Here is a 15,748-nt window from a genome sequence, read left to right as displayed (position 1 = left end):
AACACGTCCAAACCCTCTCAATTGTTAAATTTCTGATAAAAACAACACCTCATACAAACCTGTAGCACATCTATAATACCCCACCCAAATATCACTACCATTTATAAAAATAATGATAAATCAAAAAGCAATCGTTTGCTTTGGCGTAAAAAATCATCAAATGACATTTGATTACTGCTTTTTGGTGTTCTTTCATCTCTGCTCATATTGATAAATGTAAAGGATACGTGTAAAACTTCTCGCGAAATATTAATCCAATGGTACATCGTACATTGGTGAGTAGTTCTGGGATTTTTATATTTAGTAGCACAGAGGTTATGGAAGTGTTAAAAGAAAAGAGTTTACTAAGCAACATCGGCGTTCAAGTCGTTATTGCAATGATCATCGGTACCCTAGTCGGTGCGATGATGGGTGACAGCGCAACTATGTTCGCTCCACTGGGTGCTATCTTCATCAATTTGATCAAGATGCTGGTTATCCCTCTAGTCGCGGTTGCCCTAATTTCAGGTGCTGCTGGTCTAGGCAACAGCTCATCAGCAGGTAAAGTGGGCGTGACCACTCTAGGTTACTTTGCACTAACGTCTGCACTTGCTGTAGCACTAGCGCTAGTAATGGGTGAAATATTCGAACCGGGTCGTGGTATCGATGTTTCTGGCGTTGAAGGCATGTTCTCTTCTGAATACGCTGCGAAAGGCGAACTTCCAACGTTCTGGGCAACCATCACGGGTATGATCCCGACCAACGTTTTCCAATCACTGAATGAAGCAAACATTCTGCAAATTCTAGTCTTCTGCTTATTCTTCGGTATTGCGATTTCTAAACAAGCGAAAGAAAAACGTGACCCAATAATCAATGGCGTAAACGCGATTGTTGACGCTATGGTTTGGATGATCAACAAGGTTATGATCATTGCACCACTTGGCGTATTCGGCCTAATGGCAGAAGCCGTCGGTACATTCGGTTTTGGCGCACTTATGGTCGTGTTCAAGCTGTTCATTGTCTACATTGCTGCGATTCTTATCTTCGGCTTTGTGGCTTACCCACTGATGATTCAAATCTTCACTAAGACTTCAGCTAAGAAGTTCCTAGTGGCAATGAAGAAGCCTCAAGCGGTTGCACTATCAACAGCCTCTTCAATGGCGACACTACCAGTAACAATGGAAACGGTAGAGAAAGAACTTGGCGTTCGTAACTCTACGGCTTCATTCGTTCTGCCACTTGGTGCGACGATCAACATGTCTGGTAACGCAATTTACTACGGCCTAGTTGCTATCTTCTTCGCACAGCTGTTCAACATCGACCTGTCTATGGGCGCTTACATTGCTATCATCGTAACGTCGACTCTAGGCGCAGTTGGTCAAGCAGGTGTTCCAGGTCCTTCTTTCCTAGTGGTTGCGGTTCTTCTAGCAGCTGGTATCCCTATTGAAGGTCTACCTCTGTTGTTCGCTCTAGACCGTATCTTCGACATGATCCGTACTGCTCTAAACATCACTGGTGATGCAGCATGTGCAGTCATCGTTGATTCTCTAATCGAAGACGAAGCGAAAGAAGCTGAGCTACAAAAACAGCAAGCGTAATATTAAGCTTCAGTTTGATTGATAAATAAAACCGCCTTCATGAGGCGGTTTTTTTATTAGGTAATGATCGATATTGATTCGGTAAATCTTACCCTTGTCAGGCTAATTGATGAGTCCAAACGCACGAGGCAGAGCCAAACTAATTTCAGGAATAAAAGTAATGGCCAACAGTGTGACGATCAATACGGCACAAAACGGCATGATACTTCTTATAACGTTTTCAATCTTAGAGCCACTGACACTACAACCCACAAATAGCGCCGTACCAACGGGTGGCGTTGCAATGCCAATACATAAGTTGAAGATAATCATCATCGCGAAGTGAATTGGATGCATGCCTAAATGCTCAGCAATCGGCATAAAGATAGGGGTAAAGATCAATACGGCTGGCGTAAGGTCCATAAACATACCCACAATCAGTAGAATCAGGTTCATCAGAATAAAGATGATAATTGGATTGTCTGAAATAGAGAGCATCCAATCACTGATCATGGTTGGTAGACCGGTAAACGCCATTGCCCATGACATAATGGTAGAAGCACCAATCAAGAACAGCATAATGCCAGTAACCTGAACCGTTTCTCTACAAATTATCGGAAAGTGTGCCCATTTGAGGGTTCGGTAACAGAGTGACAGTATAAAAGAGTATAGAACCGCTATACATGCCCCTTCTGTTGCAGTGAATATACCACCAATAATACCGCCAATAACAACAACAATAAGCCCTAAGCTTGGTGTTGCTTGCCAAACAATATTCAGCACATCTTTCGTTGTGAAGCCGTCATTCGCACTTGTTTTGTAGCCCTTCTTTTTAGCGATGAAATAGGCGACGACCATACAACTGAAGCCCATTAGAATACCTGGGACATACCCTGCGATAAACAACGCCGCAACGGATGTTCCACCCGATACCACTGAAAATACGATCAGTGAATTACTCGGCGGTATTAATAAGCCTGCCGGGCAAGATGCAACGTTTACTGCTGTTGCTAAGTTTTTATCATAACCATCTTTTTCTAATTCTGGGCCTAAGGTTTTACCAACCGCAGCTGCTGCTGCAACGGCTGATCCTGAAACGGCGCCAAACATCATATTGGCGAAGATGTTCACGTGAAAAAGTGAGCCCGGGATCCAACCAACCAAGAGCTTTGCAAGGTTGATGAGTCGACTCGCGATGCCACCTACATTCATTATATTCCCCGCGAGGATAAAGAAAGGGATGGCTAATAAACTGAAACTATCAATACCGGTAATGATTTTTTGACCCGCAGTAATACTGGCGACTTCAAACGGTAAGATGAAATACATGATGGTTAAAGATGACATGGCAATTGCAATCGCAATCGGCATGCTTATCGCGATCATGAATAAGAATAGGCCTAGCAGCCAAACACCAATGGACAAATCCATAATATAGAGTCCTTTTATAACTTATTTTTTGTTGGGTTCACAAAAAAGATCAAACGTATTCATGACCAAATAAATGAGGATAATAACGGCTGAAATCGGCAATATTGAATACACCGTCGACATCGGTAATTGCAGTGCTGGAGAGAGTTGTTGTGTGGTTCTTCCCATTAGGGCGATGCCACCTTGAAGCATTGCTAGAAATACAAATGCGCCAGAAATGATATTGATGAGTACATGTAATGCGATATGTGCTTTACCCTTAAGATAACCATCCAATAACGTTATTGCTAAGTGTCCTTTGATACCGAATAAGTAGCTTGCTCCTAATAAGCCAAGCCATACCATCGCATAACGAGCAAGTTCATCAGTCCAGTTACTTGGATCATTCAAAACATAACGACTAAAGACCTGCCAAGTGACAGTAACGACAAGTAACATTAGTGCAAAAGAAGAGACAAAAAGAATCAGCCTATCAAGTAGGTTTCTGAAAGTTGCTAACATGGTGTGATACCTCAAAAAATTTTGCCTTAGCAAAGCCAAGGCAAAATTATATTTTCACTAAGACTGATTAAAGAGCTTCAATTTTTTCAATGAATGGAGCTAGTTTTGGATCTTTTTTCGCCTCATCAATCATAGGTTTAACAGCTGCACGGAAAGGGGCTTTATCAACTTCAACAAACGTGACACCTTCTTTCATTCCTTTCTCTTTGTTCATGTCATCTGTTGCATCCCAGATTTTGATCTGCTCTTCAAGAGACTCAGCAGCAGCTTCTTTTAAGATCTTTTGCTCTTCTGCCGTTAATGAACCCCATTTGTATTCTGAAATGATGATCACGTCAGGTGTCATCATGTGCTGGTCCATAGAGTAAAATTTGGCAACTTCGCTGTGTTTCATTTCAACTAAGCTAGAAATATTATTTTCAGCACCGTCAATTACGCCTTGTTGCAGCGCCGTGTATACCTCATTGAAAGGTACAGGCGTTGCTTTACCACCTAATAGGTTAACCATTTCCATCATGGTTGGAGAACCCGGAACTCGAACTTTCATACCAGCGAGATCAGCCGGTGAGTTAATGGCTTTTTTAGCGTAGAAGCTACGTGTGCCTGAGTCATAGAATGTAAGACCGATGAAGCCTTTACCTTCACTTGAAAGCAACATCTCTTGTGCTGCTTCACTTCGCATGAAGGTTCTCATATGTGGAACGTCACGGAATAAGAAAGGCAGTGCATTAACCTTAAACGTTGGTTCAAAAGATTCGGCTAACCCACCATTGATTTTGGCCATATCAATCGCGCCAGTAACAACTTGCTCCGCTTGGTCACGTTCAGAGCCTAATTGACCGTTTGGAAAGATCTTAATCGTAAGTTCACCATTCGATTTTTCTTTCACTTTATCAGCCATGATCACCATGCCTTGGTGAGCTGCGCTTTCTAATGACATTGCATGCCCTAACGTCAAAGTTTTTGCTTGAGCGCCAAATGCCATCAGAATTGAAGCCGCTGCAATCGTCAGTAGGTGTTTTTTCATGTTCTTCTCCAGAATCCATTTTGTAAGAGGTACAGTTTTATATGCAACGCTATAGCTAAGTTTGAAATCTAACGTTCAATTGCACATCGCTCATAGCAGTAACGTTTCATTACAATATTCTTACCTTCATATATTTTGTATTACAATACTATGTGTATATTTTGTGAGCTAAGGTTCATCTATTTGCCAGAGAGCTGAATTGATTGTGATACCAATCATATTTGGCACCAATTAGACCATTAAGCAGTCTAACTTCGGATTTTTGGGGAATTCCGAGCGCTTTCAACTGCTTTTAGAACCGTCTATTAGCAAAAATCACGCGCAAATTTGTGTTATTTTAAGATCTTAAAATCAGTAATTAAGCACGGACAAAGAAGGTCTCATCGATTGAAAAAGCGAATCGTGAACGGCGATTTCTGAGGTGGTCGAGGTAAGGTTTTAGGCTGAGCGTATGGAACAAGAGTGGATAAGCAGGGATAAAGACAACGGTGGGAATCTTACTAAGACGAATTATTTGTCACAAAAATCCGAGAGCTTCACAGCCCTCGGATTTTTGTTTTTGGTGTTCTAGTTTTTAGGCGTTAAACGAATTACAAATCAGCGCCATAGATATCAAACGTGAAGTACTTAGCGGCGATCTTGTCGTAAGTACCGTTCGCTCTGATCTCTTCAATCGCGGCATTGAATTGTTTCGCCAGTTTTGAATCCTGCTTTCTTAGTGCTAACGCCGTACCCTCGCCAATGTAGGCTTTGTCGGTTACTGCTTTACCTTTAAATTCAAAGCCCTCACCTTCTTTTTTATCTAAGAAAGCTAATGACAGTTGATCCGAGTTGCCAAAGGTTAGATCTAGACGACCATTTTGCAGATCCAGATACACTTCATCTTGCCCTGTGTAACGCTTAATGTTGGCCACACTGCCAAACTTGTCGGTTACGTAGCGATCGTGAATCGTACCTTGTTGAACACCTATAGTTTTGCCCGCCAAGCCCGCCTCATCTACGATGAATTCCGCGCTTTTAGCAGCAACAAACACGGCTGGTGTTTGGTAGTACTTATCGGTGAACAAAATCTTGCGCTTGCGCTCTTCGGTAATACGCATCGACGCCATGATCACATCTGACTTTCTTGCCAACAAACTTGGAATTAACGAATCCCAACTTTGTGAAACCCAAGTGCAATCGAGTTTGGCTTGCTCACACAAGGCATCAGCTATCTCAATATCAAACCCGACAGGCACACCGTCACTATTTTTGTAGTTGAATGGCGGATACGTAAAGTCTGACGCTAAACGGATTTCTTTCGCCTGTACTGTTGTACCAAGTAAAGCGGCCGCACAAGCGAGTCCTAGTATTATCTTTTTCATCATTGCCATCCTAGATATGATCTTTATCGAGTTGAGATTGAGTTTCTTTATGTTGAGATTGTTGAATTTGTTTGCCTTGTTGATTCTTTTCTAATTCGGTTTGGTAACGTGTTAGTGACGTTATCACTTCTAACATGCTCTCTTGGCTACCAATACTGATTCGAACACAGTTACGCAAAGCAGGTTCATGGTTTTGATTCCTTGTCACAATGCCATCCTTCGCCAATAGACTGAACACTTGATGCCCAGGTTTTTGACGCAGCAAAATAAAGTTCGTCGATGAAGGGTAAACAGACTCGATGAAATCAAACTGAGTTAACTCACAAGCAAACCAGTTACGTAGTTCGACCAGCTTTTGTGTGGCGTCTTGCATCACTGAGACTCGTTCATCGGACAAAGCGTCTAGCACGATTTGAGATGAGCAATCTGGCATCGGATACGGTGGAATCAGCTTCGCGACATACTGCATCACATTTTGACTCGCTAAGATAAAACCACAACGAACCGCAGCCAGTCCAAATGCCTTAGACAAGGTGCGAATCACAACCAAATGTGGATAGCGTTCAATAAGACTAACGGCTGACGTTTGTGGTTCAAATTCGATATACGCTTCATCGACGACCACTAGCGACTTCCCAATCGTGCCTTCCAATACCTGAATCAAATCCGATTTAGGAATCACATTGCCCGTTGGATTGTTTGGTGAGCAAAGAAACACGATATTCGCCAGTTTTGCCTTATTCACAATATCAGCGACGTTCAGGCTAAAGTCTTCCTGCAATGGAGAGTCCAAGGTATTAATCGCCAATGCATCAGCGCAAAACTCATACATCGCATACGTTGGAGAGCAGATAAGTATGTTGTCGCACGCCGGTTTACAGAATGTTCTGATCAGCAAATCAATCGCTTCATCTGCACCACGAACAGCCACAGTCGCGGCATCGGTACTACAGTAATCTTGATAAGCCTTAGCAATATCTTGTGGTAAGAAGTCTGGGTATCGGTTGTGACTTGCTTCTCCTTGAAACAACGAGCTTTCCAATTCATTGGCGTTTAGCCAGACTCGTCCATCACCACCAATTCTTCTTGCCGATTGGTAAGGTATTAATTTTTTTACAGCCTGAGGTACTAAACTATCGATAAAAGATGTCAAGAAGCTATCCCTTTCACAAAATCACAATGTCTTCACCACTGCCTTCATATTCAAAAAATGTGGCTTATACACATATTGAATCACAAATGATGATTAAGTATTTACATTCAAACAGAACACTATTGATAAATGAATCGAAATAATCACATAATAGCCATGATAAAAAGTCATAGGTAAAGATATGAATCGCACACTTCCTTCAACTAAAACCTTGCTCGCGTTCTTGTCGACGGCAAGGCATCTCAACTTTACGCGAGCGGCACATGAGCTCAATGTTACGCAAGGTGCAGTAAGTCGTCAGGTATTGTCGTTTGAAGAAAGCCTTGGCTGTGATCTCTTCTATCGCCATGCTCGCGGATTGTCTTTAACGCCGAAAGGAGAAGAACTGGTTCCCCTGATACAAGGAACGATTCATCAGCTGCAATCGGCTCTAAATCAAGTGGCTAGCTCTCCGTCTAAGATCAAACTCAACGCACCGAGCTGTATTACCTCTTGGCTACTACCTAAGTTGATGTCTTTTCAGCAAGCCTATCCTGAAATTGATGTCGAACTGACGTCGACCATCAAGCACGTCTTCGAACCAAGCTTTGATCCGTTTGACGCCGTAATTACCTATGGTAAGAAGCCAAACCAACAATCGATTATCAGCCAATTATTGTTTAACGAGCAGCTAGCGCCCGTTTGCCAAGCACAAAGCATTACACAGAGCCATCTTGTCGACGACGCATCGACCATCATCAAGCCACACAAGCTTGCCCAATACACTTGGCTACACGCCAACAATGAGCAAAGTGATTGGCGACTTTGGTTAGAGCACATAGGCAGCCACGACCTTTCAAGCAAGAACAACCAACAATTCGCGACACTCGATCAAGCTATGAACGCCGCCATTCAAGGGTTTGGCATTGCCATAGGCGACATCACACTGGCCAAGCAAGATATTGATTTAGGTAGATTGGTAAAAGTGAGTGAAGGCAGTGTTTTCTCTGGAAATGGTTACTTCTTGCTGCAACCCAAGAATCGACAAAATACATCCTTATCTACGCTTGTTGATTGGCTCGTCGATTAGCGGCAATCATTGTTGGTAGGCCTCTTTATAAGCGGCAGGAGAGCGTCATAATGAGAATTTTTCCGTTCTCAAAATGAAACTATTTGATGTCTGTTTCGTATTGATTGTCAGAGAATAGAACGTACCTTCCTTTAACTATTTGAAAAGAAGTTCAATTCTATTTAGCCGGGAATTTATTCTGTTCCGTTGGAGAAAATGGCATTCGAGTTGCTTTGTCATAGATAACCCAACCAATATACAGCAGGTTGCACCAGTTTCACTGCAGCTTGTCACGGAGGATAGGCTATGACCTTACAAAGACATACGTATTACGGCTTGATTCACCATGGAATTAAAACCCTATTAATGGACAGAATTGGCCACTTCACAGAGCGTGAATATCACGAGTATCTCGACTTAACGACCGGTAAATCGACATGTTTTGCCATGAGTGAGCAAGAGCTCGAAAACACCTTAGACAGCTTAAAGAGCGAAGGTTACCTTGAAGATATCAAAAAGCTGATACCTCGCTATCAAACCTCGTCAATGCGATAACCTGCTTCAACTCTTTAAACACGATGAGTGGTTAGATTGAATTAATTGGCACCCAATTGTCTCGAGCTATTTAGCATCGAGACAGTTTTCGTTAGACTGTCAGCAACTCAACTAACTGGATAGTCAGTGTCTCATGAAACAAATTCTTGATTTCATTCCTCTCATTATTTTCTTTGCGCTTTATAAGATGTACGACATCTATACCGCGACCGGCGCTTTGATCGTTGCCTCTGCAGTTCAAATTATTTTGACTTATTTCATCTACAAGAAAGTCGAAAAAATGCAGGTCATCACCTTTCTAATGGTTGCCGTATTTGGTGGCATGACCATCTTCTTGCACGACGACAACTTCATTAAATGGAAAGTCACCATCGTTTACGCACTGTTTGCGATTGGCCTGACGGTCAGTCACATCATGGGCAAATCAGCGATTAAAGGTATGTTAGGCAAAGAGATCACACTGCCTGATTCGGTATGGGGCAAGATCAACTGGGCATGGACGCTGTTCTTTACCCTATGTGCCGTTCTCAACGTTTACGTTGCTTTCAGCCTACCGTTGGATGTTTGGGTCAACTTCAAAGTGTTTGGTCTACTCATCGCGACCTTGCTCTTCACCTTGCTCACTGGTGTTTATATCTATAAGCATCTACCAAAAGACCAGCAGAAAGAGTTAACGGATAAAAATACCGACGAGAAATAGCCCTTAGGGATGAGTCCTCATACCCTATTTGATACAATTATTATCAATATGCGATTGGCCAATGAGACTCGTGATCATTGGCCGCTGATTATTTGTGTTCGGTGAAGACGTTAAAAATTAGACCACCACGAGTCTCGTAAACACATCTATTTTTATATAAAACAATCAATACCATTAAGAGTACGACAATGACTATTCAATCAACTTTGAACCCGATTGGTTCTTTACTTCTTCGCACATTAGCGATGCCTTCTGATACAAATGCAGCAGGCCAGATTTTCGGTGGTTGGATAATGTCACAGCTTGACCTTGCTGGCGGCATACTGGCAAAAGAGATATCTAACGGCAAGATAGTCACGGTTTCAGTATCGAGTATCGAGTTCAAACAGCCGGTTTCAGTGGGTGATGTTGTGTGTGTTTATGGTGACTGCACTAAGATTGGTCGCAGCTCGATGAATATCGACCTAGAAGTCTGGGTTAAGCCTGTACTTGATCACGGTATCGGCGACCGCTACAAGGTTTGTGGCGCGACATTCAACTACGTTGCGGTTGATGAAAGTGGTAAGCCCCGCCCAATTAATAAATAGTACTTTCGACAGCCCTATCGCACTTTAAGGTCTTTAGTCGTTTCGATTAAAAATGCTAAAGACCTTCTCACTCTCTCGCACCAATTCACAATTTCTTATCATTAACCCTTCCAATACCAATTAGTTCGCGTAAATTAGCAAGATAGCGAATTTAAACGCCCCAATTTAGTGAAGTAAAATAAGGATATCTCAATATGTGGTACGTGATTTTTTCTCAAGACGTCGAAAATTCATTAGAAAAGCGCCTAAGTGTTCGCCCACAACATCTAGAACGCCTACAAACACTTCACGATGAAGGCCGACTGTTAACAGCAGGCCCAATGCCAGCCATTGACTCAGATAACCCTGGTGAAGCTGGCTTCACAGGTTCGACTGTGATTGCTGAGTTTAATTCTTTAGAAGATGCACAGACATGGGCAGACGCAGACCCGTACATCGCTGCTGGTGTCTACCAAAATGTTATTGTTAAACCATTCAAGAAAGTATTTTAACGTGAAAAAATGGATTATTGGCTCACTGACTTTAGCTCTGCTCGCAGGCTGTTCATCAAGTGAGCATGACGAACAAAGACAGCTAGAGATGATGGCGCAGCACCGTGCTGGCGTTTTATCTGCCGGCCTGCCGATTGAGTACGGCCCGCTGTCGGTCATGCGCGTATTAGCAAAAAACACGGTTATCGAAATCATGATGATCTACAACCAAGATGCAAAAGGTGCTAAGCCTTTAAACCAAGTTGTAGACATGAGTGTGAATAGCTACTGCACTAACTCAGAAGTAAGAGCAAACCTTGACATGGGCTTGGCTTACAACATCAAGATTCGTAACACACGCGGACAATTGATGGTTGAGAAGCTGATCAGCAAAGAGACATGTCAGAGCATTAACTAGATTTGATTTCTAACGTTAAGCTAGTAACAAACAAGAAAGGCCTTGCAGATGCGAGGCCTTTCTTTTCTCAGACTTTTGTTTTTAGAACGATAACACCCTAGCTTTAATTATGCTGATGCTTCTGCCGACTCCCACTCTTTACGCAGCATTTTAGTCGCTGAAACTAAATTAGCCAGTGCCGCTTCTGTCTCTGCCCAGTTACGCGTCTTCAGCCCACAATCAGGGTTTGCCCACAAACGTTCTGCTGGGATTTTCTTTGCCGCTCTCTTAAGTAAATCAACAATCCACTCTTCTGAAGGAATGTTTGGTGAGTGGATGTCATAAACGCCAGGCCCAATCGCATTCGGGTAGTTGAACTCTTCAAACGCTTTCAGCAGTTCCATGTTCGAACGAGAAGTCTCTATGGTAATCACATCGGCGTCTAGCGCAGCGACTGAATCAATGATCTCGTTGAACTCGCTGTAACACATGTGGGTGTGAATCTGAGTTTCTGGTTTAGCACTTGCCGCTGAAATCTTAAAGGCATCCACTGCCCACTCTAAGTATTCTGCATGGTCACGCTTTTTCAATGGCAAACCTTCACGAATGGCAGGCTCATCAATTTGAATAATGTTGATACCTGCGTCTTGCAAATCAGACACCTCATCTCGCAACGCAAATGCCAATTGATTAGTGATCTCTTTGCGTGAAATATCTTCACGTGGGAATGTCCAACACAAGATAGTAACAGGCCCAGTTAGCATGCCTTTCATCTGCTTTGAAGTCAGAGATTGAGCATAGGTCGACCATTCCACCGTCATTGGTTTTTCACGCTCGATATCCGCAACCACAATCGCAGGTTTCACGCAACGAGAGCCATAACTTTGTACCCAACCAAATTTGGTAGTTTGGAAGCCTGCTAGATTTTCAGCAAAGTACTCCACCATATCATTACGTTCAGCTTCACCATGAACCAGTACATCCAAATCAAGTGCTTCTTGTCGTTTCACCGCATCCGCAATATGACCTTTCAACGCGGTGTTGTATTCCGCTTCACTCAGTTTGCCAGTGCGGTAAGCACTACGCTGAACACGGATCTCTCCGGTTTGTGGAAATGAACCAATTGTTGTGGTTGGCAATAATGGTAAACCTAACACCTCAGACTGATGTGAAGCGCGTTCGGCATAAGGAGCACTTCGCTCGGTTAGGGTTTTGGTAATGGTGTTAATACGAGCTTGAACCTGCGGCTTATTCACATGAGTCGCGCTCTTGCGTGCAACAATCGGCTGGCTGTAGGTTTCACACGCCAAGATAGCATTGTGGTTACCGTCTAGTGCAGCACCCAATATACTCACCTCGGTCACTTTCTGTTTCGCGAAAGCAAACCAACTCTTCACTTCATCGCTGAGTGAATCTTCTAACTCAAGGTCGACTGGACTATGCAAAAGTGAACATGAAGTTGCTACCCAAAGTTTGTCTCCTAGCTTCTCTTTCACTGGTTGTAGTAACTCTAGTTGAGCGGCTAAATCAGCTCGCCAAACGTTTCGTCCATTAATCACCCCTGCTGAAAGTACCCAGTGTTCAGGTAACTTACCCACTACTTCATCAAGTTGCTGTGGTGCTGCTGCTAAGTCGATATGTAGGCCATTAACTGGTAGCTCTACTATCTTATCTAAGGTATCAGTCACCGAATCAAAATAAGTAGTGAGCAGCAGTTTTACATCACCTTGAATCACTTGATACGCCAACTTGAATGAATCTGCCCATTGACTCTCAAGCTCAAGCGAAAGAATTGGTTCATCGATTTGAACCCACTCAACCCCCAACTTAGCGAGTTTTGCCAAAATTGCTTGGTAAGCGGTAAGAAGGCGCGGAAGAAGAGATAAACGATCAAAACCCTCCTCCACTTCTTTACCAAGATATAAATAAGATAACGGGCCTAACAAAACTGGCTTCACCTTATGCCCGGATTTTATCGCTTCACTCACTTCGTCAAACAGTTGTGGCCAGCTCACTTCAAAGGAATCGTCTTTGCTGAACTCAGGCACAATGTAATGGTAGTTGGTGTTGAACCACTTAGTCATATCAGAAGCCGCAGAGCTATCTTTAGTGCCGTCACTAGACGTATGCGTACCACCGCAACAAGTCGACTGAACCTGAGATTGACCACGCCCCACACGGAACAAAGTATCTAAATCTGGGAAGGATTTTTCATCTTCAGAACCACCTGTATGGCGCTTTGGTACGTGGCCTAGAAGTAAAGTCGTTGTTAATACATGGTCGTACCATGCGAAGTCACCCGCAGTTGCAAAGCTAAGATTCGCGTCAGCTTGTACATTCCAGTTACGATTTCTTAGTTCGCTACCGAGTTGCTTTAAATCTGATTGGCTAATCTCACCGCGCCAGTATTTTTCTAAAGTGAATTTGAGTTCGCGTTTTTCGCCGATACGTGGGTAGCCTAAAATATGCGTTGTCGTAGTCATGAACCTGTTCCTTATTCAATAATTTTTAGTGTTCGATCAAACTGCCTAGCTTATGGTTTAAGTTCTTTATAAGGCGTCTGGATGGCTAAACTATCTCCCTAATCTGAACGATGAACAACGTCCAAATATTCATCTTGTTTATTAAAAATATTCATCTTGAATAATCTAAAGCTGAAAAAATTAAATCCATCTGGACATCTAGACGTTTACAAATGAAAGAAAACCCCGTAGGGTGATTATTAAGAAATATTGAATTGGCTTAGGGAATATGAGGAAAACTCATGATAGAGCTTAAACACCTTCGAACATTGACTACCTTAAGAGACAGCGGCTCGCTAACAGCGACGGCAACTTCTCTTCACTTGACTCAGTCGGCGCTTTCTCACCAACTGAAAGACCTTGAGGCGCGTATCGGTGGTCAGCTTTTCCTACGTAAAACTAGACCAGTTAAGTTCACCTCTGAAGGTGAGATTTTGCTTAGGCTTGCCGATGAGATACAGCCAAGAATAGCTAAAGCGGAGAACGAACTCGCGAGCCTGAAAGAGGATGTGAATGGTCGTTTGCACATGGCGATTGAATGTCACTCATGCTTCCAATGGTTAATGCCTGCTTTGAAGGAATATCAAGTGGCTTGGCCAAGCGTAACGCTAGATTTCTCGTCAGGCTTTGGGTTTGAGCCGCTACCCGCGCTAATGGCAGGCGAGCTAGATTTGGTAATCACCTCTGATATACAGCCTCGCTCTGAGGTTCACTACGAACCACTCTTTGATTTTGAGATGCGTTTGATCACCGCAATCAACTCACCTTTGGCAGAAAAGGCGAGCATTGAACCGCAAGATCTTAGCGATCTCACTATGCTCTCCTACCCAGTTCAAAAGCAGCGTTTAGACGTAGTGAAGCACTTTTTGCAACCAGCAGGTGTAGAACCTAAGAAGTGGAAACAAGCAGACAACACCTTAATGTTGGTGCAAATGGTATCGGCAGGATTAGGTGTCGCGGCATTACCAAATTGGGCGATCAGTGAGTTCTCAAGACAAGGTTTGATAGCCAGCAAACCGTTAGGTAAAGGGCTTTCAAGAAGACTGTTTGCCGCAGTAAGAAACTCAGAAAAAGACAAACGTTACCTACAGGCTTTCTTTAGCACAGCAAGACAGCAGAGTAAGAGTCACTTAGATGGTATTGAGGTCGTTTAAGAGGTTCATTATTGAGCTAGCTTAAGCCTGTATTAAATCGGAAAGGCAAACGCCAGAAACAAAAAAAGTCACAGATAATCTGTGACTTTTTAGTTTCAGTATCGATGATTTTCGATATCTGTTGATTCGCGAAAATAGACTATCTTGGATAAGACTTAAACTGGTTAGTCAATGGGTCGTATTGATAGCCAAGCATATCGAGCTTGCCCACGACACTTTCTATATCCATTTCATACATACTGATCAGCTCTTCAAAGCTATCGCACTCTAGGCGAAGTTTCTCATTCACGATTCCCAGCAAGATAATGCTATCGAAACCTTTGACGTTGCTTAAATCCATCTCGTACTCCTTACGAACACACCGACTAAAATTAAGTTTAGAACGCTTACCAAGGCCATGCTAAAAAACTGATCACACTTCTTAAAGAGAATGCGTGATTAATGAGCGCACGTAATTAATGAAAGTGCGCGATTAAAGTGCCCACACTGGCGTTAAACCCACAACGGCCACCAATAACATCAACAACGAAATACTCAGTTGAAGCTTTTCAGGCGTTCTTGCGAACAGTAAATGCCAACACCACACCACGATTGAGGAGATCAACAAAGCAAAACTAAATAGCAAAGTGGAAATCACAGGTTCTAATTGAGCTTCAGACAAAGAGTAAACACTCACGACGGTCGCCAGTACTACCAACATACCGGTTAGCACGCCCACAACAGGAAGCACTCGATGAAATGCCTGCAACCGTGTCCTTGCAATCGTCAGTAGTAGATGGCCAAACGCTGCTCCTAACAGTACCACTAGCAGCAAAGTAGTAATGATACCAACAGCGGTTGCTTGCTCAGTCGCTTGTATAGCAACATATGACAACGCTAAACCACAGGCCAAGTACATCACCCAGATAGGACCAGAATCGCGAGTCTTCTTGGTTTGAACTTGAGAATAGAAATAAAAGATCGCGAACACGACCAGAAAGGCTTCAATTTTTACTGAAGCGACGGCAAGCCACAGCACGCCAATCGCAGGTAACATCTTGTGGATCCGACCACGCTGCCCCGGACAAATATCCCCTTTCACCAAGATGAGGGTTAAGATCAGTTGGGTTCCTAAAAGCATCGGAGCAAATTGTACTAATAACGTTTCGACCATTGTGGATCTACTTCTTCAAACTTATTTTCGCGAATAATATCAAAAACTGCTGCGAACACTAATCAAAATCACAAATTAGCGACGTTATTCAAGGCTTCAACTATGCTGTTGTATGGCTCTTTTATCGCCA

Annotated in this window: 16 protein-coding genes; 8 read left to right on the top strand and 8 right to left on the bottom strand. The window is 43.0% G+C overall.

Annotated features, from left to right (window positions below; all coding sequences use genetic code 11):
• Positions 1-257: 257 nt before the first annotated feature.
• Positions 258-1,577, top strand: coding sequence for a dicarboxylate/amino acid:cation symporter (locus A136_RS17955; RefSeq protein WP_347230231.1), 1,320 nt, complete (start codon positions 258-260; stop codon positions 1,575-1,577).
• Positions 1,578-1,679: 102 nt separating this feature from the next.
• Here the strand turns inward: A136_RS17955 and A136_RS17950 are convergent, their stop codons facing one another.
• The 5 genes from A136_RS17950 to hisC all read right to left on the bottom strand — a co-directional run bounded on the left by A136_RS17950 (position 1,680) and on the right by hisC (position 7,032).
• Entirely contained in the window at positions 1,680-2,987 is a 1,308-nt protein-coding gene (locus A136_RS17950) for a TRAP transporter large permease (protein WP_017063538.1), read from the bottom strand.
• Positions 2,988-3,008: 21 nt separating this feature from the next.
• Entirely contained in the window at positions 3,009-3,488 is a 480-nt protein-coding gene (locus tag A136_RS17945; protein ID WP_004736522.1) for a TRAP transporter small permease, read from the bottom strand.
• Between the two features lie 67 nt (positions 3,489-3,555).
• The gene (locus A136_RS17940) at positions 3,556-4,515 is read right to left on the bottom strand and encodes a TRAP transporter substrate-binding protein (protein ID WP_017063537.1); all 960 of its coding nucleotides are present in this window, start codon (positions 4,513-4,515) and stop codon (positions 3,556-3,558) included.
• Between the two features lie 590 nt (positions 4,516-5,105).
• Positions 5,106-5,879: an ABC transporter substrate-binding protein gene (locus A136_RS17935; protein WP_017063536.1), complete on the bottom strand. Its 774-nt coding sequence runs from the start codon at positions 5,877-5,879 to the stop codon at positions 5,106-5,108.
• A gap of 10 nt (positions 5,880-5,889) precedes the next feature.
• A complete protein-coding gene (gene hisC / locus A136_RS17930) occupies positions 5,890-7,032 on the bottom strand; it encodes a histidinol-phosphate transaminase (protein ID WP_017063535.1) in 1,143 nt (380 codons plus the stop codon).
• Positions 7,033-7,213: 181 nt separating this feature from the next.
• Between hisC and A136_RS17925 the strand changes: the two genes are divergently transcribed.
• The 6 genes from A136_RS17925 (at position 7,214) to A136_RS17900 (ending at position 10,810) form a co-directional block, all read left to right on the top strand.
• Positions 7,214-8,101, top strand: a complete 888-nt coding sequence (locus tag A136_RS17925; protein WP_017063534.1) for a LysR substrate-binding domain-containing protein — start codon at positions 7,214-7,216, stop codon at positions 8,099-8,101.
• Between the two features lie 285 nt (positions 8,102-8,386).
• The gene (locus A136_RS17920; protein ID WP_017069991.1) at positions 8,387-8,635 is read left to right on the top strand and encodes a hypothetical protein; all 249 of its coding nucleotides are present in this window, start codon (positions 8,387-8,389) and stop codon (positions 8,633-8,635) included.
• Between the two features lie 133 nt (positions 8,636-8,768).
• Positions 8,769-9,335 carry a septation protein A gene (locus A136_RS17915; RefSeq protein ID WP_017061509.1) on the top strand — a complete coding sequence of 189 codons (567 nt, stop codon included), beginning with the start codon at positions 8,769-8,771 and terminating at the stop codon, positions 9,333-9,335.
• 188 nt (positions 9,336-9,523) lie between these two features.
• A complete protein-coding gene (gene yciA / locus A136_RS17910; RefSeq protein WP_017061510.1) occupies positions 9,524-9,922 on the top strand; it encodes an acyl-CoA thioester hydrolase YciA in 399 nt (132 codons plus the stop codon).
• A gap of 194 nt (positions 9,923-10,116) precedes the next feature.
• A complete protein-coding gene (locus A136_RS17905; protein WP_017063533.1) occupies positions 10,117-10,413 on the top strand; it encodes a YciI family protein in 297 nt (98 codons plus the stop codon).
• A 1-nt stretch (position 10,414) separates the two neighbouring features.
• Positions 10,415-10,810 carry a GspS/AspS pilotin family protein gene (locus tag A136_RS17900; RefSeq protein ID WP_017063532.1) on the top strand — a complete coding sequence of 132 codons (396 nt, stop codon included), beginning with the start codon at positions 10,415-10,417 and terminating at the stop codon, positions 10,808-10,810.
• Positions 10,811-10,917: 107 nt separating this feature from the next.
• Here the strand turns inward: A136_RS17900 and metE are convergent, their stop codons facing one another.
• Complete coding sequence (gene metE, locus A136_RS17895; protein ID WP_017063531.1) at positions 10,918-13,272, bottom strand: 5-methyltetrahydropteroyltriglutamate--homocysteine S-methyltransferase; 2,355 nt, start codon at positions 13,270-13,272, stop codon at positions 10,918-10,920.
• Between the two features lie 281 nt (positions 13,273-13,553).
• Here metE and A136_RS17890 point away from each other — a divergent pair, with 281 nt between their 5' ends.
• Positions 13,554-14,465: a LysR substrate-binding domain-containing protein gene (locus A136_RS17890; protein WP_017063530.1), complete on the top strand. Its 912-nt coding sequence runs from the start codon at positions 13,554-13,556 to the stop codon at positions 14,463-14,465.
• Between the two features lie 139 nt (positions 14,466-14,604).
• On the opposite strand, the gene A136_RS17885 is transcribed toward A136_RS17890, so the two are convergent.
• Positions 14,605-14,805, bottom strand: coding sequence for a DUF4250 domain-containing protein (locus A136_RS17885; protein ID WP_004736508.1), 201 nt, complete (start codon positions 14,803-14,805; stop codon positions 14,605-14,607).
• A gap of 132 nt (positions 14,806-14,937) precedes the next feature.
• Positions 14,938-15,618 (bottom strand): hypothetical protein, encoded by a 681-nt coding sequence (locus A136_RS17880; RefSeq protein ID WP_029235143.1) that lies wholly within the window; start codon positions 15,616-15,618, stop codon positions 14,938-14,940.
• Between the last annotated feature and the right edge of the window lie 130 nt (positions 15,619-15,748).

It is taken from the genome of Vibrio crassostreae 9ZC13 (assembly GCF_000272045.2).
GTDB lineage: Bacteria > Pseudomonadota > Gammaproteobacteria > Enterobacterales > Vibrionaceae > Vibrio > Vibrio crassostreae_C.
Note: the sequence above shows the minus strand (reverse complement) of the source record. Positions and strands in the feature narration are given on the sequence as shown.

What these genes read in the sequence shown, in the direction of transcription:
- A136_RS17955 (WP_347230231.1), top strand. Translation starts at nt 258, where the DNA reads ATGGTACATCGTACATTGGTGAGTAGTTCTGGGATTTTTATATTTAGT.
- A136_RS17950 (WP_017063538.1), bottom strand. Translation starts at nt 2,987, where the DNA reads ATGGATTTGTCCATTGGTGTTTGGCTGCTAGGCCTATTCTTATTCATG.
- A136_RS17945 (WP_004736522.1), bottom strand. Translation starts at nt 3,488, where the DNA reads ATGTTAGCAACTTTCAGAAACCTACTTGATAGGCTGATTCTTTTTGTC.
- A136_RS17940 (WP_017063537.1), bottom strand. Translation starts at nt 4,515, where the DNA reads ATGAAAAAACACCTACTGACGATTGCAGCGGCTTCAATTCTGATGGCA.
- A136_RS17935 (WP_017063536.1), bottom strand. Translation starts at nt 5,879, where the DNA reads ATGAAAAAGATAATACTAGGACTCGCTTGTGCGGCCGCTTTACTTGGT.
- A136_RS17925 (WP_017063534.1), top strand. Translation starts at nt 7,214, where the DNA reads ATGAATCGCACACTTCCTTCAACTAAAACCTTGCTCGCGTTCTTGTCG.
- A136_RS17920 (WP_017069991.1), top strand. Translation starts at nt 8,387, where the DNA reads ATGACCTTACAAAGACATACGTATTACGGCTTGATTCACCATGGAATT.
- A136_RS17915 (WP_017061509.1), top strand. Translation starts at nt 8,769, where the DNA reads ATGAAACAAATTCTTGATTTCATTCCTCTCATTATTTTCTTTGCGCTT.
- yciA (WP_017061510.1), top strand. Translation starts at nt 9,524, where the DNA reads ATGACTATTCAATCAACTTTGAACCCGATTGGTTCTTTACTTCTTCGC.
- A136_RS17905 (WP_017063533.1), top strand. Translation starts at nt 10,117, where the DNA reads ATGTGGTACGTGATTTTTTCTCAAGACGTCGAAAATTCATTAGAAAAG.
- metE (WP_017063531.1), bottom strand. Translation starts at nt 13,272, where the DNA reads ATGACTACGACAACGCATATTTTAGGCTACCCACGTATCGGCGAAAAA.
- A136_RS17890 (WP_017063530.1), top strand. Translation starts at nt 13,554, where the DNA reads ATGATAGAGCTTAAACACCTTCGAACATTGACTACCTTAAGAGACAGC.
- A136_RS17885 (WP_004736508.1), bottom strand. Translation starts at nt 14,805, where the DNA reads ATGGATTTAAGCAACGTCAAAGGTTTCGATAGCATTATCTTGCTGGGA.
- A136_RS17880 (WP_029235143.1), bottom strand. Translation starts at nt 15,618, where the DNA reads ATGGTCGAAACGTTATTAGTACAATTTGCTCCGATGCTTTTAGGAACC.